At 37.1% G+C, this 20,142-nt stretch carries 15 protein-coding genes; 1 reads left to right on the top strand and 14 read right to left on the bottom strand.

Annotated features, from left to right (window positions below; genetic code table 11):
- Positions 1-3: 3 nt before the first annotated feature.
- The 9 genes from pdxS to EHLA_RS02700 form a co-directional block, all read right to left on the bottom strand.
- Positions 4-888 (bottom strand): pyridoxal 5'-phosphate synthase lyase subunit PdxS, encoded by an 885-nt coding sequence (gene pdxS / locus EHLA_RS02740; RefSeq protein ID WP_021907282.1) that lies wholly within the window; start codon positions 886-888, stop codon positions 4-6.
- A 183-nt stretch (positions 889-1,071) separates the two neighbouring features.
- Positions 1,072-2,385 (bottom strand): sensor histidine kinase, encoded by a 1,314-nt coding sequence (locus EHLA_RS02735; protein ID WP_096239233.1) that lies wholly within the window; start codon positions 2,383-2,385, stop codon positions 1,072-1,074.
- A 21-nt stretch (positions 2,386-2,406) separates the two neighbouring features.
- Positions 2,407-3,078 carry a response regulator transcription factor gene (locus EHLA_RS02730; protein ID WP_096239232.1) on the bottom strand — a complete coding sequence of 224 codons (672 nt, stop codon included), beginning with the start codon at positions 3,076-3,078 and terminating at the stop codon, positions 2,407-2,409.
- Between the two features lie 18 nt (positions 3,079-3,096).
- Positions 3,097-4,950, bottom strand: a complete 1,854-nt coding sequence (locus tag EHLA_RS02725) for a Na/Pi cotransporter family protein (protein WP_096239231.1) — start codon at positions 4,948-4,950, stop codon at positions 3,097-3,099.
- A 173-nt stretch (positions 4,951-5,123) separates the two neighbouring features.
- Positions 5,124-5,768, bottom strand: a complete 645-nt coding sequence (phoU, locus tag EHLA_RS02720) for a phosphate signaling complex protein PhoU (protein WP_096239230.1) — start codon at positions 5,766-5,768, stop codon at positions 5,124-5,126.
- 1 nt (position 5,769) lies between these two features.
- Entirely contained in the window at positions 5,770-6,510 is a 741-nt protein-coding gene (pstB, locus tag EHLA_RS02715; RefSeq protein WP_216412264.1) for a phosphate ABC transporter ATP-binding protein PstB, read from the bottom strand.
- Positions 6,511-6,546: 36 nt separating this feature from the next.
- Positions 6,547-7,407 carry a phosphate ABC transporter permease PstA gene (gene pstA, locus EHLA_RS02710; RefSeq protein WP_096241535.1) on the bottom strand — a complete coding sequence of 287 codons (861 nt, stop codon included), beginning with the start codon at positions 7,405-7,407 and terminating at the stop codon, positions 6,547-6,549.
- A gap of 75 nt (positions 7,408-7,482) precedes the next feature.
- Positions 7,483-8,337: a phosphate ABC transporter permease subunit PstC gene (pstC, locus tag EHLA_RS02705; protein WP_096239228.1), complete on the bottom strand. Its 855-nt coding sequence runs from the start codon at positions 8,335-8,337 to the stop codon at positions 7,483-7,485.
- A gap of 14 nt (positions 8,338-8,351) precedes the next feature.
- Entirely contained in the window at positions 8,352-9,233 is an 882-nt protein-coding gene (locus tag EHLA_RS02700; RefSeq protein WP_096239227.1) for a substrate-binding domain-containing protein, read from the bottom strand.
- A gap of 929 nt (positions 9,234-10,162) precedes the next feature.
- Here EHLA_RS02700 and EHLA_RS02690 point away from each other — a divergent pair.
- Positions 10,163-11,095, top strand: a complete 933-nt coding sequence (locus EHLA_RS02690) for an AEC family transporter (RefSeq protein ID WP_096239226.1) — start codon at positions 10,163-10,165, stop codon at positions 11,093-11,095.
- A gap of 203 nt (positions 11,096-11,298) precedes the next feature.
- Here the strand turns inward: EHLA_RS02690 and EHLA_RS02685 are convergent, their stop codons facing one another.
- The 5 genes from EHLA_RS02685 to EHLA_RS02665 all read right to left on the bottom strand — a co-directional run bounded on the left by EHLA_RS02685 (position 11,299) and on the right by EHLA_RS02665 (position 19,767).
- A complete protein-coding gene (locus EHLA_RS02685; protein ID WP_096239225.1) occupies positions 11,299-12,714 on the bottom strand; it encodes a sulfite exporter TauE/SafE family protein in 1,416 nt (471 codons plus the stop codon).
- A gap of 303 nt (positions 12,715-13,017) precedes the next feature.
- Entirely contained in the window at positions 13,018-16,230 is a 3,213-nt protein-coding gene (locus EHLA_RS02680) for a leucine-rich repeat protein (RefSeq protein ID WP_162290848.1), read from the bottom strand.
- 691 nt (positions 16,231-16,921) lie between these two features.
- On the bottom strand, positions 16,922-17,956 hold the full coding sequence (locus EHLA_RS02675; RefSeq protein ID WP_096239223.1) for a TRAP transporter substrate-binding protein: 1,035 nt from the start codon (positions 17,954-17,956) through the stop codon (positions 16,922-16,924).
- Between the two features lie 20 nt (positions 17,957-17,976).
- A complete protein-coding gene (locus tag EHLA_RS02670) occupies positions 17,977-19,266 on the bottom strand; it encodes a TRAP transporter large permease (RefSeq protein WP_096239222.1) in 1,290 nt (429 codons plus the stop codon).
- Between the two features lie 3 nt (positions 19,267-19,269).
- On the bottom strand, positions 19,270-19,767 hold the full coding sequence (locus EHLA_RS02665; RefSeq protein ID WP_096239221.1) for a TRAP transporter small permease: 498 nt from the start codon (positions 19,765-19,767) through the stop codon (positions 19,270-19,272).
- Positions 19,768-20,142: the final 375 nt, after the last annotated feature.

Below are 20,142 nucleotides of genomic sequence, written 5' to 3'. Positions count from 1 at the left end.
TCTTTATTTTCCTCTCTCTGCCATTAATAACTGAATCTCACTCTCGTTAATGCCGACCATCGCTTCTCCTAAATCAGCAGAAAGCTCTGCAAGCATTTTGGCATCTTTATAATTTGTAACCGCTTTTACAATCGCATCTGCTCTCTTCTTTGGATTACCGGATTTAAAAATACCAGAACCAACGAATACTCCCTCTGCACCAAGCTGCATCATCAATGCCGCATCTGCCGGAGTTGCAACTCCACCGGCTGCGAAATTAACGACTGGGAGTCTTCCGGTATCGTGTACTTTTAACACTAATTCATAAGGAACTCTTAACTCTTTTGCTACTTCAAAAAGTTCATCCTGTCTCATAGAAGTAATGCGTGCAATCTCACGATTCATCATACGCATATGACGTACTGCCTGTACAACATCACCAGTTCCAGGCTCTCCTTTTGTACGGATCATAGAAGCACCTTCATTGATTCTTCTGAGTGCTTCTCCTAAATCTTTTGCTCCACATACAAATGGCACTTTAAACTGTTTTTTATCAATATGATAAACATCATCTGCCGGAGAAAGAACTTCACTCTCATCAATATAATCAATCTCGATTGCTTCAAGAATCTGTGCCTCTGCAAAATGTCCAATACGGCACTTTGCCATAACCGGAATAGAAACTGCTTCCTGAATGCCGCGGATCATCTTTGGATCGCTCATTCTTGAAACTCCACCGGCTGCACGAATATCCGCTGGAATTCTCTCTAACGCCATAACAGCACATGCACCAGCTTCTTCTGCAATCTTTGCCTGCTCCGGAGTAGTAACATCCATGATGACACCACCTTTTAACATCTGAGCAAGTTCTTTATTTAATTCATATTGTTTTTCTGCATTATTATTCATGATAAACTCCTTTCATTTTCCCGATAAAATATTGCCTTTTTCATTTGCATCTGCCCGTATAGTACAGCAAAAATGACCATATTGAAATATCCAATTTAGATATAGTCAATATGGTCACTTTGTTTCTTTTTGGAGTTTATTTTGCTTTTTATTCGCTTTTCCTATCGGTTTAATATAGTCAGTTTAAAATGTCACTGTAATTGTAGTCCCTTTTCCAACTTCGCTTTGAAGATCGAGTTTTGCATCATGAAGTGCAACGATATGTTTTACGATGGCAAGCCCTAAACCGGTTCCTCCAGTCTGTTTTGAACGGCTTTTATCTACGCGGTAGAATCGTTCAAAAATTCTTTTCTGATGTTCTTTTGGAATACCGATTCCAGTATCTTCTACTCTCAAATATGAATGACCTTGTTCACTGTCTACTCTGACCTTTACTGTTCCGTTCTTTTTATTATAGCGAATGGCATTGGCACAAAGATTATTGATCAGCTCGTTTATCATCTCCCGATTTGCAGTGATTTCCTGCGGACCACCTTCATATGTAATAGTCACATCATTTTTTTCCGCATAAATCTGCATATTTTCTACACAGAGTGCTGCTTCTTCAAAAAGGTCAAACTTTTCTACAATGAGCTGGGTATTCGCACTATCTAATTCAGAAAGACGGATAATATCATTGATGAGCGAAAGGAGACGGCGGGCGCTTTTTTCGATTTTCTGGCAGAAAGTTCCAATTTCTTCTGAAGGAACCATGCCATTTTCCATAAGTTCCGCATAACCGGATATCGCGGTAAGTGGCGTTTTTAATTCATGGGACACATTTGCCGTAAAGTCCTGCCGCATTCTGGCACTTTTTAAAATATCCGTATGTTGTGCCCGAATCGTTGCCGCAAATGGCTCTAATTCCTTATAAGCTGGAATAACAGAAAAATCGTCTAAATCTACTGCCATCTGCTCGATTGGTTTTATAATGTTTTTCGTCATAATGTGTGCCAGAATAATACATAAAATCATCATAATAAGAATCGTAGCCGCTACGATGGGAAGTATCTTTCCGCATACGCTCCATATATTGCTTGCTTCTCTGGCTACTCGAAGTATCGAACCATCATTTAACTTTATGGCATAATAAAAAGTATTTGTATCCATCGTCGCAGATTTCCGGACGGCATTTCCATCTCCATCTTTAAATGCATGTTTCACTTCAGGACGACTCATATGGTTATCCATTGTTCCTACATCTGCATCATTATCATAAAGGACTGTTCCTGTTGCAGAGATCCATGTAACTCGAAGTTTCCTGTAATCCATATGTAATGCATTTTCATTTCCAGAATGAAAAATTCCTGTATTTTTCAATACAATGGCATTGGCTCTTAAGTCATCCTGCACCTGTGTCTGAAATAAATCATAAAATACAAACAGCATGACCAGCATAGTAGCAACAATCGCAATGAGCGAAATACTTACCAGTTGTACATTAATCTTTCTTCTCATGATACTTCCCCTGTTTCTTTTTTATTCCATTACATATCCGACATTACGCACTGTCTTGATATGTTTACTGCTATCGCCCAGCTTTTTACGAAGAGTCTTGATATGCATATCAACGGTTCGGGATTCCCCTTCAAATTCTGTATCCCATACACGTTCCATAATCATTTCTCTTGACAAAACGATTCCCGCATTACGCATGAGCAGTTTTAAAAGTTCATATTCTTTATAAGTAAGCTCAATTCCTTTATTGTCTACATAAACCATATGACGCTCATTATCAAGGAAGATTTCTCCAATCGTCATATATTTGTCATCCGGCTGTTCTACAGTACGGCGAAGAACGGCCTTTATTCTTGTAATAAATTCAATAATGGAAAATGGTTTTTTTATGTAATCGTCTGCTCCGATATCTAATCCCTTTACCATATCAATTTCCGATGTCTTTGCAGTTACCATAATAATCGGCAGCTTTTTTGTTGCTGGATTTTTACGAAGCTTTTTTACAATTTCATATCCATTTTCATCTGGCAGCATAATATCAAGAATTGCCAGATCAGGAAGTTTTTCTTCTATTTTTTTATAAAAATGTTTGGCATCTTCAAACTGTTCCACGTTATGACCGCTGTTTTTTAATGCGATTGCTTCTATTTCCTGAATGTTTGTATCATCTTCTACTATATAAATATTTGCCATTCTTATTTTCCTCCATAATTATTTTCCACTATCTTTTCTTGCCTCCATCTTTTCTGTCTTTGCTATCTTTTCTTTCTTGCCAGTATGTTTACTTTCCGGTAAAGCATACCTTTCACTAAGCTCCATATATTCATGTTGAAATTCTTCGCTGTTTTCTTCTTTTAGTATATCAAGATATTCATGGGTGTCAAACCCACCCTCGTCAACCTGTAACAGGCATACTGCAATATTGGAACAATGGTCAGCGGCACGTTCAAAGTTTGTGGAAATATCCGACAAAATAAATCCAAGTTCAATCGTACATGTTCCGGTGCGAAGCCTGTTGATATGTCTTTGCTTTTCTTCTTTATTTAAGGCATCTACAACCTGTTCTAATGGTTCTACTTCTTTTGCCAGTTCCACATCGCCTGTCTCAAACGCCATCACTGCTCTGTCTAAAATATCTCGGATTGCATTAGAAAATACACGAAGTTCCTGTTTTGCTTTTTCAGAAAATTTCAGGTCCTTCTTATGCATTTCCACTGCGGCATCTCTGATATTTACGGCATGATCAGAAATCCGCTCAAAGTCACCGATACAGTGAAGCAGTACGGATAAAACCCGGCTGTCTTTTATCGAAAGCTCCCGCCCACTTAATTTTACAAGATAGGTACCAAGCGCATCTTCATACTGATCAATCTGATTTTCTAATTTTTCTACTCTGTCTGCCGTCTTGTCACTGTATTCTCCAAGCAGATCAATCGCAAGATTCATTGCTTTTTGTGATTTTCTTGCCATATTAATCGCAACACTACGACATTCTTCCATCGCAAATCCCGGTTTATCTAAGAAACGCTCGTCCAATCTGGCAAGATCTGGATTGATTTTTTCTTCTTCCATCTCTTCCATTTCAGATTCTTTATCCGGAATCACAAAAATTGCCATTTTTTCAAGCAGATTTGCAAATGGGAATAAAAGAATGGTTGCGCCGATATTAAATAAACTGTGGATAACTGCAATACCTGCCGGACTTGCAGCAGTATTTAAAAACTGAAAATGAACAAATACATTTAAAGTATAAAAAACAACCATAAAGATTATTGTTCCGGTAATATTAAAGAAAAGATGTACTGCGGCTGTTCTTTTTGCATTTTTACTTGTACCAATACTGGAAATAATCGCTGTTATACAAGTACCGATGTTTTGTCCCATAATAATTGGAAGAGCTGTACTGAAATTAACCGCTCCTGTGGCACAAAGTGCCTGTAAAATACCGACAGACGCAGAGGAACTCTGAATTACTGCCGTAAGAATCGTACCTGCTAACAGTCCAAGAAGTGGATTAGAAAACGTAGTAAGAATACCGGTAAACTTTTCATTATCTGCAAGAGGTGCTACTGCTCCGCTCATAGCTTCCATTCCATACATTAAAATGGCAAATCCAATAAAAATACTACCGATATCCTTCTTTTTCTCGTTTTTTGTGAACATGATAAGCCCTACACCTATCACAGCTAAGATAGGAGAAAATGAGGACGGCTTCAACATCTGTAATACAAAGCTACTTCCCTGAATCCCTGTAAGACTTAAGAGCCAGGATGTAATTGTCGTACCTATATTTGCTCCCATAATGATACCGACAGCCTGGTTCAGTTTCATGATTCCTGAATTTACAAAACCTACTACCATTACTGTCGTTGCAGATGAAGACTGGATTACTGCAGTAACGCCGGCTCCTAATAAAACTGCCATAATTCTTTTTGAAGTCAGTTTCTCAAGAAGACGTTCCATACGGCCGCCGGATAACTTTGAAAGTCCTGCACCCATTGCGTCCATACCATAAAGGAATAACGCCAGTCCCCCTATCATAGATAAAATACCAAAAATATTCATATTCTCTCCTCCGTTTTACATTTTACTTTTCTAATACGTAGTTTTTACGTTATCATATGTATGTAAAATCCAAAGAGAGAACTATGTAAAGTTTATGTAAAATTATTTCTTTTTTCGACATCCTATTAGAAACATAGATTCTAACAGGACGTATTACCAAATTATTGCTTTTATTATGCTACAATCTGTCCGGTAATAGAAAAGATAACCCATTCTGCAATATTTGTTGCATGATCTCCGATTCGCTCGAAATACTTTGTAACCATTAAAAGATCTACTGCCTGTTCCCCTTCATCAGCATGAACTCTAATCAGTGCAATCAGTTCTTTTTTTACTTTTTCAAAAAGGTCATCAACAACATCATCATGTGCAATGACTTTTTGTGCTTTATCTAGATCCTTTTCTACAAAGGCTTCCAGACTCTGAATCAGCATAACCATCGTCTCTTTTGCCATCTCTTCAATATGATCTAACTTTTTCACGTATGGTTTTTTAGAAAGAACTATCGCCAGTTCAGAAATATCTGTTGCATGATCTCCAATTCGTTCCATATCGGTTACCATTTTTAATGCAGAAGAAATATTTCTTAAATCTCTTGCTACAGGCTGCTGCTGTAATAAAAGTCTAAGACATAAGTCTTCGATTTTTCTTTCTGTACGGTCAATTTTCTCATCGCCTGCCATCGTTTTTTTTGCAAGTTCTTCATCTTGCTTCATCAATGCTTTTACCGCATTTCCAATAGATGCTTCGATCATATTTCCCATATTGATCATTTCTTCATTAAGTTGTTCTAACTGTTCATCAAAGCGGATACGCATATCAACCAAACCTCCCTGTAATATAATCCTCTGTACGTTTATCTTTTGGCATAGAGAATAATTCATCTGTCTTTCCTGTCTCAATAATTTCTCCTAACAGGAAGAATACTGTTTTGTCGGAAATTCGTGTTGCCTGCTGCATATTATGAGTTACCATTACGATCGTGTAATCCTTCTTTAATTCCTGTGCAAGCTCTTCGATTTTAATCGTAGATATCGGGTCAAGCGCGGAGGTCGGCTCATCCATAAGCAATACTTCTGGTTTTACTGCCAGCGCTCTTGCGATACAAAGTCTCTGCTGCTGTCCTCCAGATAGACCTAATGCACTCTTTTTCAAGCGGTCTTTTAATTCATCCCAGATAGCTGCTCCTCTTAATGCCTCTTCTACAATCTGGTCAAGCTTTGCTTTACTGCGGATACCATGTGTTCTTGGTCCGTAAGCTACGTTATCATATACACTCATTGGGAAAGGATTTGGTTTCTGGAATACCATACCTACTCTTTTTCTAAGAAGATTCACATCTAAATCTCTGTAGATATCTGTTTCATCTAAAGTTACCTGACCGGTAATCTTACATCCTTCCACTAAATCATTCATACGGTTTAATGATTTTAATAATGTAGATTTACCACAACCGGATGGTCCGATAAATGCGGTAATCTCTTTTTCCTGTATATTTAAAGATATATCCTTTAATGCGTGAAACTGACCATAATACAGGTTCAGGTCATCAATCATCATTTTATTTGCCAAGATATTGTCCTGCCTTTCTATAAATTACTGTGCTTTTGTAATCTTCTTTGCGATAAAGGAAGATAAAGCATTGATCGCAATAACAAGTATCAGTAATATTACCGCTGTTGCATATGCCTGATTTACATGTAAACCTTCATTTGCAAGTAAATACATATGCACTGCTAACGTTCTTCCTGAAGAAAATACACTGCTTGGAATTTTCGCTACGCTTCCTGCAGTATAAATCAATGCGGCTGTTTCTCCTACGATTCGTCCGGTTGCAAGGATAACACCGGAAAGGATTCCCGGTACTGCTGCCGGAAGAACAATTTTAAAAATCGTACGAAGCTTTCCTGCCCCAAGTCCAAAACTTCCTTCACGATAAGAATCTGGTACAGACAATAATGCTTCTTCTGTTGTTCTTAAAATAACTGGAAGAATCATGATCGCTAATGTAAATGCACCTGCAAGAATTGAGAATTTCCATTTTAATGCCGTTACGAAAAATAACATACCGAATAATCCATATACGATTGACGGAATACCTGTTAATGTTTCTGCGGTTACACGAATAACTTTTACTAATTTATTTCCTTTTTTAGCATACTCTACTAAATAAATTGCGGATCCGATTCCAAAAGGAACGGCAAGTAAAAGAGAAATCGCTGCCATAATTACCGTATTGATCGCTGCCGGAATTACGGAACAGTTTTCCGAAGTGTAATTCCATGAAAATAAATCAGCGTTGATATACGGAATACCATTTACAAGAATATATAAAATCAAAAATACAAGTGCCGCAATCGTTGCTACTGCGGATAAAACAACCAGCAACATAACGAGCAAAGAACCTGGTGTTCTTTTGTAAGATTTTAATCTGTCACTTAATGACAGACGATTCATAGGAGCTTCGTTTATCATTGTGGCTGCTTTCGCTGTCTGCTGCATCGTTCCCATCTTATTTACTCATCTCCTGTCTTACTCTTTGTTGGAACGCATTTTTACAATAGAAAATGCGAGGTTGATTACAAGGATAAATACAAATAATACAACGCCTGTGGCGATTAAGGCTTCTCTGTGAAGACCTTCTGCATATCCCATCTCAATTACGATATTTGCTGTCAGTGTACGAACACCTTTTAAAATGCCGCTTGGAACTCTTGCCTGGTTACCAGCTACCATGATAACTGCCATCGTCTCACCAATCGCACGACCTACACCAAGAATGATTCCTGCAAAAATTCCTGACTTTGCTGCCGGTAATACAGCTCTGAAAATACTTCTCTCATGTGTTGCCCCCAGTGCCAGAGAACCTTCATAATAACTTCCCGGTACTGCACGAATTGCACTTTCAGATACTCCGATGATTGTCGGGAGAATCATAATTCCCAAAAGAATGGATGCGGCTAAAATGCTGCTTCCTGTACCACCCATGTTATAACGGATCGTCGGTACGATCATCACCATACCAAAGAAACCATATACTACAGATGGAATACCTGCCAAAAGCTCTACTGCCGGTTTTACAACCTTATAAATCTTTTCCGGACAATACCATGCCAGAAAAACTGCGGTAAGTAATCCAATCGGAACACCGATGATAATCGCTCCTGCTGTAACATAAATACTTCCAAGAATCATTGGGAAGATTCCATAAATATCATTTCCCGGCTTCCAGGTTGTACCAAGAAGAAAATCGGCAAAGCCGATTTTCTTCATTGCAGGTATTCCGTTTGCGAAAAGGAATACACATATTAATGCTACAGCGAGAATGGAGACACAGGCAGCGAGCAGAAAAACGACTTCCATTATTTTTTCTTTAGATTTTGCCATGTCTGTTCTCTCCTTTATTTACTAACGTCACTCCATGATGTTGTCTCACCAGTGAAGATAGATTTTACCTGATCTGTGGATAATTCATCTACGGAATTGTCATTGTTTACGACAACTGCAATACCATCTTTTGCGATCGTCTTTCCTTCTACACCCTGTGATGTTTCATCATCTTTTAAATCTCTAGATGCCATACCGATGTCATAAGAACCTTCTACTGTAGAAGAAACACCTGTTGTACTATCTGTTGTCTGAACGTCTACCTGAATGTCTTTATTTGCTTTACTGTAAGCCTCTACTAATTTTTCCATAACAGGAGATACGGAAGAAGAACCACCTACAACAACTTTTCCTTTTGCACCAGTTGCTTTATAAGAAGCTGCTGCCTCATCAACAGGAATGTATCCGTTATCCTGTACAATCTTCTGTCCTTCTGCACTCATGATATAACTTACAAAATCATTTGCTGCATCACTTACTTTTTTACCTAATACAATGTTAAAAGGTCTTACTACTTTGTAGCTGCCATTCTTTACGTTATCTACAGAAGCTTCTGCACCATCAATCTTTACAGCCTTTACAGTATCATTTAAAGATCCAAGAGAAATGTAACCGATTGCGTTCGCATCATTTGCTACAGAAGACATCATTACGGAAGTACTGTTTGTAATACTTGCCTCATCTGTTGTCTTATCTACTTTTTCTCCGTTCTCTTCTTCTTCAATACCGAACAGTTCGATAAAAGCTCCTCTTGTTCCTGAACCATCTTCTCTTGACATTACAGTAATTGCTGCATCGGAACTTCCTCCTGCTGCATTACCACCTTTGTTTCCACATCCTACAAGAGTAGTTACTGCCATCGCTGCGATTAACGCGAAGCTGATAAATTTCTTCATGATTGTAATCCTTCTTTCTTACTTTCTTTTATTTTTTTCTTTCTTAAGCTTGCTTTCCTCAAGCTTCCTCTAAAGGATACGGGACTCATGTAAAGTTCAAAACCATAGTTTTGTAAAATAAAAGTAAAAATTTGTAGATTTCGTGGAGACGAAAAAAGAAATAATCCCCTATCCCATCTGCTCTGTCGTCGCTGTATTTAAGATGCTCATCCGCATCTTAAACACGCTCCCAAGCCACATCTGGGATAGGGGATTATTTCTTTTTTCTGACTATACTAAATCCACAATTGGTGGGAAGGGGATTCTCCAGCAGTCTATGGCTTCTCGGAAAATTAAAGTCTAAAGGATTGACACACTTCTTCTGGATATTTCCATTTGAATAGAAATCATAGACTTTTGAAAAATCTCTCTAAAAATAACTTCTGACTTTCCTCCACCAGCCAAAGACAGCACCCTAAAAAAGAAGAGAACCTATATTTGTGGCCTTAGAACGAGGATTGAATATGAGCCTTTAAGCGAATATTCAACCCACAGTGATAGAGTCACAAATATAGGTTCTCTTCTTTCTTAGGGTGCATCTCCTTTGCCTGATACATAACGATACCTTCTTCGCGGTTCATTACGGTTACTACTTTATCTTTAGAAATATCACATACCATTGTATGTAACTTGTATTCGATATTTAACTCAGCTACCTGATTGGCAATTTATCTCCCACCTTAGAGGTCGGAGTCTTCTTGCTGTAAGAGGATATAAAAATCATATTTTTTAGACAGACAAAATATAAAAATTGTTGTATAATTAATGCGGCTTATGGCAGGTGATGAATGTATTGAAACATTTAGAGCCAGCAACAATAATCATTCTATATATTTTATACATACCTATGTGCACTACATAATATTTAAATTTAACCAGGAGATGATTTTATGCACATCAGTTTACTTCTTATGAACCAAATTATTCAGCTTTTTATTATGATCTTTATGGGTTTTATCATTGTAAAAGCGAAGCTTCTAAAAGCAGAGGATAGTAAAATATTATCTGTCATTGTACTTTATCTTATTATTCCCTGTGTAATCATTAATGCTTTTCAGGTAGATTACACACCTCAGACAGTAAAAGGACTTCTTATTGCCCTTGCTGGTTCTGTTATGACACAGGTAATTCTTTTGATTGTTGTTTCTATTTTGGGAAGAATATTTCATTTGAATGAAGTGGAAGTTGCTTCAATCTATTATTCTAATTCCGGCAACTTAATTGTACCAATCGTGACGTTTATTTTAGGAAAAGAATGGATTCTTTATGGCTGTGTTTTTATGAGTGTACAGCTTGTATTTATATGGACACATTGCAAGAAAATTATTAGCCGGGAATCCTCTTATGACTGGAGAAAAATTGTATTAAATATTAATATGATCTCTATTGCAATTGGCATCATACTTTTCTTAACCAGAATTCATTTGCCAGCAATTATCAATAATACGTTAAGTGCTGTTGGCTCCATGATCGGTCCTGCAAGCATGATTGTTACTGGTATGCTTTTTGCCGGCATGGATTTCAAGCAGATTTTTGCAAATAAACGAGTATATTTCGTTTCATTTTTACGCTTAATTATCGTCCCTATAATTGCACTTTTTCTTATTAAATGCAGTCAGCTTTCCACATTTTCTTCAAATGGAAATAAGCTTATGCTGATTGTCTTTCTTGCAATTATCACACCATCTGCCTCTACCGTCACACAGATGTGTCAGGTTTATGGAAATGATTCACAGTACGCCAGTGCAATCAATGTTGTAACTACCCTGCTTGCTATTATTACCATGCCACTTATGGTAATGTTATTTCAGATTGCTATATAATTTTTTTACTTTATTGGAATCTAACAATGGCTGCACTCATATTGACATTAATATCTCTCACAACTCAGAAGCTAATTCGCTTTCCAGTTTTCAAAAATATCTGTGTCTCCATTTGCTTTTTCTTTTCCGCAACCTACAAGAGTTGCCACTGACAACATTATCATTGTTACAATTGTAATATATTTTTTCATAAATTATTCCTTTCAGCTTTTCACATATATTTTTCCTGTAATCATTCCCATCCAGCAGCTATAAGTATAGGTTCCTTCCTTATCGGGTGTGAATTTGATTACATTCTTGCCAGATTCAAAGGTATGCTCCTGATTAAAATCCTGTAAAAGTATTTTGTAATTACATCCATTAATATTTTTTTCAGAAGCCTTGATTGTCCACTCCACTGGTTCACCAGCTTTCACTATAATGTCTGGATAGTGACCAGATTCTAATGTACTTGAAACATACTGCACTCCATTTTTTTCTACCGCTACATTCGTATTATCTGCCTGCATCTGACTGCTTTCTTTTGTTGAAAAAACACTTGCAACTTTTATATCAAGTCCCGACAAAGAAGTTCCCTGCATCATCATAGATAAACCCATTACTACTACAAGAATCGCTCCGACTCTTAACACCTTTCTTGTAAAATGCTTTCCAAAAGCAGAAACCACTGAACCAAATCCTAACATCAGAGGTACCGTACCAAGGCTAAAACAGAACATAGAAAATGCTCCTGTAAACATATTCCCTGATGCAAGTGCCACAATCTGCATAGATTGAAGTGGTCCGCAAGGCATAAATCCGTTACATATTCCTATGATAAATGGTGTTTTTCTTCCTCCTGATATTTTTTTATGAACAAATGGAATCCGTTTTTTATGCAGAAATGAAGTCTGTATTTTATGCATCTTACTGATTTTTTGCAGCTTACTGGAATGATTTTTCAAACAGCCTCTAAGCCCTTGGAAAATCCCAAGCATATTTACTCCCATAATTATCATAATGATTCCTGCAAATAACTTTAAAATTCCCTGTAATAAAAACGAAGATTGCAAACCATCACCAATTCCAGCCAGACCTCCTACCGCACCAAGTATACTGCCGATAATTGTATAAGAAACAACACGTCCCATATTGTACATCAGGGTATTTTGGAACATTTTTCGGCTAATATCTTTTGATGTTTCTTTCTGCAATGTCTGCGATAAGTTAATCCCACCGCACATCGCGATACAATGCACCGAAGTAATCAGCCCTATCATAAAAAGCATTCCATAACCCATACTCGCATCTGCCAAAGAATCCGGTGCAAGCCGGTTAAGTATTCCAAAATGCTGTAAAAGCAAAAATACTGCTAAAATCACAACCAGTTCTTTCGCTGTTCGCAATACAATATCTTTCCGAGAGTTTGCTTCAGATTTCACATCATATCCTAAATCATTTATGATACGAATAATTTCCTGCAATGTAATTTTATTCGCATCATATAAAACTTTTGCTACTCCTGTTTCATAAGAAACAGAAGCTTCTTTAATCTCTACTCTTTTCCTTAAACAATTCTCTATTTTCTTCTGACAATTTATACAAGTCATCCCGTCAATATATAATTGCCTGCGTTCCATGATGTTCTCCTTTCTAGTAAAAAAATTTACAAAAATAATTTTTAAATTCTCTTAACCTAAGTGCTTGCTTTCTTCATGTTCGAAAGTAAAATCTGCAAAAATAAAATCAAAACTCTTTTAAGCAGAAAAAAACTGTTACAATAGACTTTTTCTATCATAACAGTTTTAACCTACTTTTTTGATAGGTTTATTATATCAAAAAACCTCTTTTGCTGTCAATATTTTTACTACAGTTCACAGAAACTTCATTTGTTACTTCAACATTATTTTTCTCCATCACAAAGTTTCTTTCTGTTATTATCGTTACTTAACTCTAACAGTCATTTTATTAAAGGTTCCACTTTGTGAATATACATATATTACACATCTTCCTTTTTTCTTTGCTTTCACTCTACCAGAAGCACTCACTGCAGCAATGGCAGGATTTGATGACTCGAAACAAAGATCCCTATGTCTTTTTACCTTTAGCTTCTTCTTTTCAGGTACCTGTTCTGCCTTTATCTTGAAGACTTTCCCACATTTTAACTTGACTATTTTCTTGTTAAGTTTCACTTTCTTATAGTTACCAACCTTGCCTCCAGCAGTTGCCACATGAATAGTCTTTGAAGATGCAATTACTTTCTGACCTGCCCCTGTCATTTTATAAGCAATAACTACATACTTATAATAGGTGCCTTTCTTCAGCTTCATAATTTTCTGACACATTTTTGCCGTACTTATAACTTTTCTAAGTGGATATACTTTTCCATTCGAATTACATCTATTACCATAGATAATATAACCAGAAGCACCTTTAACCTTTGTCCAAGACAGATTGATATAATTTTTTCCTGCCTTTTTAGCTCTTAACTGGAGACTGTTAAATGTTGAATCTTTAATATCTCCATCACTCCTATTTCCTGTAATTTTCTTTTCTACCCTATTAACAGAAGTCGGATTTTTAACATCTCCTTTAATATCCTTTTTAGGAATTACCTTCTGAGCAACGATAACTGTTCCACAGATAGAACACTTACTTCCTTCTGTTAAGCCATTCTCTGTATACGTTGCTGCTTTTCCAGCTATCTTTTCTGCTTTGTGACCTGTTGCCTTGATTACGGTATCTTCTTTGTTGATTTCTTTTCCAATGTCAGCATCGGCAAAAAGTTTCTTACAACTGGAACATACATAGTATTCCTTATTTCCGTCTTCTGTACATGTTGCTTTCTTTGCTTCTACCTTCATCAACTTATGCACATGAGCTAAAACAGGGATTACTTCTATCTCCATGTGAGTCGCATCATTCTCACAGACTCTTCTTCGACTTCCTTCCTCTGTCTCGCTTGCTTCTTTTGTCACTTCCCAAGCAGACCATTTATGTCCAGTTGCTTTGATTACTCCTACTCTATCTTGATTAATTGCATTACAAACATCACAATGAATACTCTGACTACCATTCTCTGTACAAGTAGGTTCTTTATCAATTGTATATTTCGACTGCCAATTATGTTGTACTTCCACCTGGACTGTCGTTTGCAGAGCATATTCATCAGCGCTATCTGCAGCATAAATTGTAATTGTTGCATTTCCCGCTTCCTTACCAGTAAGCTTACCATCTTTGGAAACTGTACATACCTTTTCATCAGAAGATACATAATGGACGGAATCAGGTAATAGAACCGCTCGCTTTAGGATACTTACGATAGAACTATTTCCTTTTTCCTTAATCTTGACCAATTCTTGTTCAGGATAAAAATTGTTTACAATATCTGTTGTATATTTAATCGTATTAATCTGATTCCCATTTTTATAAGAAGATTGCATCGCTTCTTCTGATACCTTAGATAAAAATTCTTGTGTCCAGTGTAGCTGACCGTTTGATTCGACAGCTCCAATGCCTATTGCAGTAAAATCTGATGAGAGAATAGGATATTTGTGTTCATCCGACATCCAAGCATCTACAACCTTCTGAGGAGTTTTCTGACCTAATGCACAATTTTCTGTTGTACCGATTGCTGTAAATCCCATAGGTGATTGATGACTAAAATACAGAGCAAGTTCAGAAGCTCTATACATGGCATTATCAAGTAAATCAACATCCATAGTCACCGGCTCAAGATTATTTTCTTTTCTAATCTTATTCACCAACTCAAGAACTTCATAGGCATAATCATAATTATAGTAAAAAGAGGCTTTAGCCTTATGAATTACTTTATATGTATTTCCTCCCATATTTGTCAATTTGTCATTGAGTAAAGTCAGCTTTGTACTATCCGGAAATGCTCTACTGCCTATAGCAGATACTGACTTAGGAATTACAGCTTCTTTAATAATAGAACCTGTAAAGGCTCCTTCATTAATTGTTTTCAAACCTTCTGTAAAAATTACATTTTTTAATTTGGGACAATGAGAAAAGGCATATATTTTAATAGACTGCATATTGGCTGGTAGCGTAACTTTTGTTAAGTTTGAGCAATATGAGAAAGCATAAGAATTAATATATGTCAATCCACTGCCAAACTCAATAGTTTCGATTGCTGTTTTGCCAAAGGCCCATGTTCCCATAAATGTTACACTGTCAGGAATTTTATCAATCTTAAAAGATGAACAACCAGAAAATGCACTGTTTCCAATAGACCAAACTTTATCACCGAAAGGATACGTTTCAAGAGATTTTGCACCATTAAAAGCCATCTCTCCCAGCACTTCTACACTCTTAGCTCCAGTTACCTGCCCAAGAGCAGTACACTCATAAAAAGCCGCTTTCTGAATCGCTGTAATATTATCAGGTATATAAATCTCTTTTAAAGACGAACACTCAGCAAATACCTGTTCACTTAATTCACTCAGTTTACTTCCAATATTAACCTTATCAATAGAACTACATCCACGAAAAGCCGCATACTCCAGTTGTTGAAGATCTGTTGATAAATGAATACCCGACAAATTAGAACAAATGTAGAAAGTCCTTCTACCAATGCTTTTTACGTGTTCAAGATTAATACTTTCAAGCTGTTTACAGCCATAAAATGTATCTGACTCAATATGTGTAATCCCTATAGGTAAAGAAACTTTTTTTAGGTTACTAACTGAAAAAGCCGCTTCCCCAATAGATGTCAGGCCGTTCCCCAATTCAATTTTTTCCAAAGATCCATTCCGAAAAAAACACATTTCTCCAATCGAACGAACACTATCTGCTAATTTAACAGATTGGATACTTGTACTTTTATAAAAAGATGATTTTCCTAAACCTGTAATTCCCTCTTCAACAACAACGCTTTTAATCTCATTAATGTGAGAATACCATGGAATATCACTAATATAATCGTAATCCGGTGTATCTCCACTACCACTTATACGAATAGTATATCCAGAATCAGAACTTCCTTCTAACGTCCATGTAATATTCTTCCCTAAAGATCCACTTAATGAATCATCAGCAGCACTGTCCTTAGCAAACGTTTTTACTGAAAACAGAATACCTAAACATATCAGCACAGTTATAAGCCAACTGCACCTGCTAAATAGTTTTTTCATAACTTTCCTCCTCCATCTAATTATTTTATTATACCATATAAAATACGAATTTGTAGATTTGGTGTAGACGAAAAAAGAAATAATACCATATCCCATCTGCTCTGTAGTCGCTGTGTTTAAAATGCTCATTCGCATCTTAAACACGCTCCGAAGCCGCATCTGGGATATGGTATTATTTCTTTTTTCTGACTATCCAAATCTACAGTTGGTGAGAATGGGGATTGCCCAGAAGACTATGGTTTTCATTAGAATGAACATCTCTAGAAGAAGATACTTTCTTACTTGATTGTATAAAAATTACATTTAACTACTCCTACCTCATGGAGAATTTTTCTCTGGTTAGCTCACATAATCTTTTGGAGAATCCCCTTCTCTTTTCAACAGAAATCACTAATTTGCTATTAAAAACAGACAGCCGCTGAAACAAAATTTCCTGCTGAATTGTAAGGAAACTATGGTAAAGAAAAAAGAATGGTTATAAGTATTGCATTTTGTGACTTTGCGCTATGGAATTCTGACCATAGGAACTTGGGACTCGTTTTTCCCAAGTTCCTGTTTTTCTGGGCAGAATGGAATGCTTAGCGCAACGGAACAAAATCAAACTTATAACCATTCTTCTTTTCTTTAGAAGACTACTACAATTCAACTCAATATCTTCTACTAAAGCGGCGTCTGTTTCCCCAGCAAATTACTATTTTCCCATATACAGGTCTACAAGTTTATCTCCTGCCTGTTTACGAATCGCATCGTATACTGGCTGGCATTTTTCCTGCATTTGTTTCCAGGTTTTCTGGTCTACATCTACAATCTGCATACCTTCGTCTTCAAGAACCTTCTGACGCTGTACGCGACGGTCATCGGCAGATTCACGAGCTTTTTCCTGTGCTGTTTTTGCAGCCTGATCGATAATCTTCTGCTGTTCTTTTGTCAGTCCCTGGTAGAATTCGTCACTGACAATCAATGTTGTATAATCCGGTACTGCATTCGTGCTGATTAAGTATTTCTGCTGTTCGTAAAGCTTCGCACTTACGATAATTTCGTAAGCGTTTTCCTGTGCATCGATCGTTCCCTGCTGGAGTCCGATGTATACTTCGGAGAAGCTCATTGGTGTAGGGTTTGCTCCCATCTGTTTCCAGAACTGAAGATGATATGCGTTCTCCATTGTACGGATTTTCTGACCTTTGAAGCTTTCGATTCCTGTAAATGGTTTGGCGCTGGTCATTACACGAAAACACTGGTCTGCGATTCCAAGTAGATCATAGCCTGCGCCTTTATAAATTTTCTGAATTTCTTTCTGGAAATCTGGATTATCGATTGCTTTTCGGGCATCATCAATATTTTCAAATAAACATGGTGTATCAAATACACAAAGCTGCGGCATGAAGCTTACCTGTGGTGCCGGAGACTGTACAACGAATGGGATGTCTCCATCTTTACAACTCTCCATAAGTTCTCGGTCACCACCTAATGTACTCTGTGGATATACATTAATCTTCATCTTGCCATCACTTAATTTCTCTACTTCTTTTGCAAACTGTGTTGCGAAGATGTGTGTGATCGTATCTTCTGTACTACAGGTTGCAAGTGGCCATGCGTATCTCTGTTCTTCTTCTGCACCTGACTTTGTTATCTTACCACTTGCCTTAGAATATCCAAAGAATATGGTTCCTGCAGTAATAGCGACAAGAACAACTGCAAGGATAACGCTTGTAAATTTTCCTTTCATTTTGATTCTCCTTTCCTAATCTAAAGCAAACACAGACTGATCTGTGGAATAAAGGTGATAAGTAACAATGCGATTAAGAAGAAACCAATGAGTGGCATTGCTCTTTTTGCGATATCTACAACCGGAATATCGGTAAGAGAGCTTGCTACGAAAAGGTTTACACCGATTGGTGGTGTAACAAAACCAATCGCTAAGTTTACAACCATCATGACACCAAAATGAATGGGATCCATTCCAAAGCCCTCTACGATTGGAAGAAGGATTGGTGTAAGGATGAGAATGGCAGGAGTAGTATCCATAACCATACCTACAAGTAATAATACAAGGTTGATTACGATCAATACAACAACCTTACTTGTAAAATGGGCAAGAATCCATCCACTGATAAGCTGTGGAACCTGCATCAGTGTAAGTACTCTGGAGAATGCTATGGATGCTGCTAAAATAAATAAGATTGGTGCATATGTTCTTACTGCTTCTACAAATACATCGTAAACTTTCTTAATCGGAAGTGATTTATAAATGAAAATACTGACGATCAGTGAGTAGAATACAGAGATAACGGCTGCTTCTGTAGGCGAGGCAACACCTGAGTAAATACATCCAAGGATGATGACTGGAGACAGCACTGCAAAGAAACTGCTCTTAAATACTTTCCATAATCCCTGTGCATGAAGATCATCGATCTTTGCATTAATCTTTTCTTTATCTTCTCCATGTTTCTTACAATAAAATACGGCATATACCATTAAAAGAAGTCCGATAAGAACTCCCGGAACAATTCCTGCAAGGAAAATGTCACTTACAGATGCCCCTGATGCCATACCATACATAATAAATGGAATACTTGGTGGAATAATAACACCAAGACTTCCTGCAACTGCAACTAAGGCAGTACAGAACTTTTTATCGTAGCCAAGCTCTACTAACAGAGGGATTGTCATACTGCCAACTGCAGCAACTGTGGCAATTCCCGAACCAGAGATTGCTCCATAAAACAGACAGGTTATTACTGCTGCACATGGCAGACCTGCTGTACGTTTTCCAATGAAATATGAAAAGAGATCAAATAACCTCTTAGAAATTCCACCTCTTGCCATAATAATACCGGATAAAATAAACATCGGTACTGCAAGGAGTGGGAAACTATCGATTCCACCAAACATAGAACGGATAACGTAGGAAGCACTTGCTGTAAAAGACGGATCAAATACTCCCGGTAATACTGCAACCAAACCAAGGGATACAGAGATTGGAATCGCTATTAATAAACATACAAAGAATAATATAAATACTACTAATGGTGACATTCTTTATTTCTCCTCCGCTTCTCTTTTTCCTGTAATGATCTCAACTCGCTGTATAAACTTCTGAATCAGACGGATACAGCATAAAACAAAACTGATTACTGTGAATGACTGAATCAGGTACATTGGAATTCCACAAGCTGGACTTAACTGTCCACTTGCCATTCCTGCTTTTACATATTTCCATGCAAAAGGAACCAGATAAGCAAAAAAGAGTAACTGTATAAGATAACTTACCAGTCGCATATAATGAACTCCTTTGCCCGGAAGCATACCTACTAACTGGTCAATCTTAACGGATAAACCGTTCTTAATACAATAACTGGCACTGATAAAACCAGAAATAATAAACATATATCTCGTGATCTCCTCAGACCAGGACAGGGAAGCTGAAAAAGCATATCTGGCAATAATCTGCCCTCCCATAACGATTGTCATTCCACACAATAACATCAGGAGTATGGCCTGTTCCAAATTATTATCCAGCCACTTTAATACCTTCATAAAAATATCTCCTCTTCTAATACTTGTGTACTAACACACCAAAAAACAAAAATATCCTTTGTTTCAATCTATTTCGGTCTACATCTGTTTTTCAGAAAATAAAATTAAAACAGCAGTGTATTACTACAACAGACTTACCATAGATATCTTCTAAAATACTTACAATTCAAGTCGAGCCGCCGCGAGACTTGGCGCGTGATTCTGGTCAGCGTAAGCTGACATATTCTTTACAGAATCACTGCGCATCCTCGCGGAGCGTTTATCTCAGACAAAGATTGGACTCCCCTTTTGTGCATCGGTTAGTATTTATAGATACATTCTATGAATTTGCAGGTTTTAATAGGTTTTTGTTTATTTTTTAACTAATGATATTAA

Origin of the sequence: Anaerobutyricum hallii (assembly GCF_900209925.1) — a bacterium.
Classification (GTDB): domain Bacteria; phylum Bacillota; class Clostridia; order Lachnospirales; family Lachnospiraceae; genus Anaerobutyricum; species Anaerobutyricum soehngenii.
The sequence above is the reverse complement of the archived record's forward strand: the minus strand, read 5'-3'. Positions and strand labels throughout refer to the sequence as shown.

Excerpts from the sequence above, each read along its gene's own strand:
- EHLA_RS02670 (WP_096239222.1), bottom strand. The coding sequence starts at position 19,266 with ATGTCACCATTAGTAGTATTTATATTATTCTTTGTATGTTTATTAATA.
- pstC (WP_096239228.1), bottom strand. The coding sequence starts at position 8,337 with ATGGCAAAATCTAAAGAAAAAATAATGGAAGTCGTTTTTCTGCTCGCT.
- EHLA_RS02690 (WP_096239226.1), top strand. The coding sequence starts at position 10,163 with ATGCACATCAGTTTACTTCTTATGAACCAAATTATTCAGCTTTTTATT.
- EHLA_RS02680 (WP_162290848.1), bottom strand. The coding sequence starts at position 16,230 with ATGAAAAAACTATTTAGCAGGTGCAGTTGGCTTATAACTGTGCTGATA.
- pdxS (WP_021907282.1), bottom strand. The coding sequence starts at position 888 with ATGAATAATAATGCAGAAAAACAATATGAATTAAATAAAGAACTTGCT.
- EHLA_RS02665 (WP_096239221.1), bottom strand. The coding sequence starts at position 19,767 with ATGAAGGTATTAAAGTGGCTGGATAATAATTTGGAACAGGCCATACTC.
- pstB (WP_216412264.1), bottom strand. The coding sequence starts at position 6,510 with ATGATGATTGATGACCTGAACCTGTATTATGGTCAGTTTCACGCATTA.
- EHLA_RS02685 (WP_096239225.1), bottom strand. The coding sequence starts at position 12,714 with ATGGAACGCAGGCAATTATATATTGACGGGATGACTTGTATAAATTGT.
- EHLA_RS02735 (WP_096239233.1), bottom strand. The coding sequence starts at position 2,385 with ATGAGAAGAAAGATTAATGTACAACTGGTAAGTATTTCGCTCATTGCG.
- EHLA_RS02730 (WP_096239232.1), bottom strand. The coding sequence starts at position 3,078 with ATGGCAAATATTTATATAGTAGAAGATGATACAAACATTCAGGAAATA.
- pstA (WP_096241535.1), bottom strand. The coding sequence starts at position 7,407 with ATGAATCGTCTGTCATTAAGTGACAGATTAAAATCTTACAAAAGAACA.
- phoU (WP_096239230.1), bottom strand. The coding sequence starts at position 5,768 with ATGCGTATCCGCTTTGATGAACAGTTAGAACAACTTAATGAAGAAATG.
- EHLA_RS02700 (WP_096239227.1), bottom strand. The coding sequence starts at position 9,233 with ATGAAGAAATTTATCAGCTTCGCGTTAATCGCAGCGATGGCAGTAACT.
- EHLA_RS02725 (WP_096239231.1), bottom strand. The coding sequence starts at position 4,950 with ATGAATATTTTTGGTATTTTATCTATGATAGGGGGACTGGCGTTATTC.
- EHLA_RS02675 (WP_096239223.1), bottom strand. The coding sequence starts at position 17,956 with ATGAAAGGAAAATTTACAAGCGTTATCCTTGCAGTTGTTCTTGTCGCT.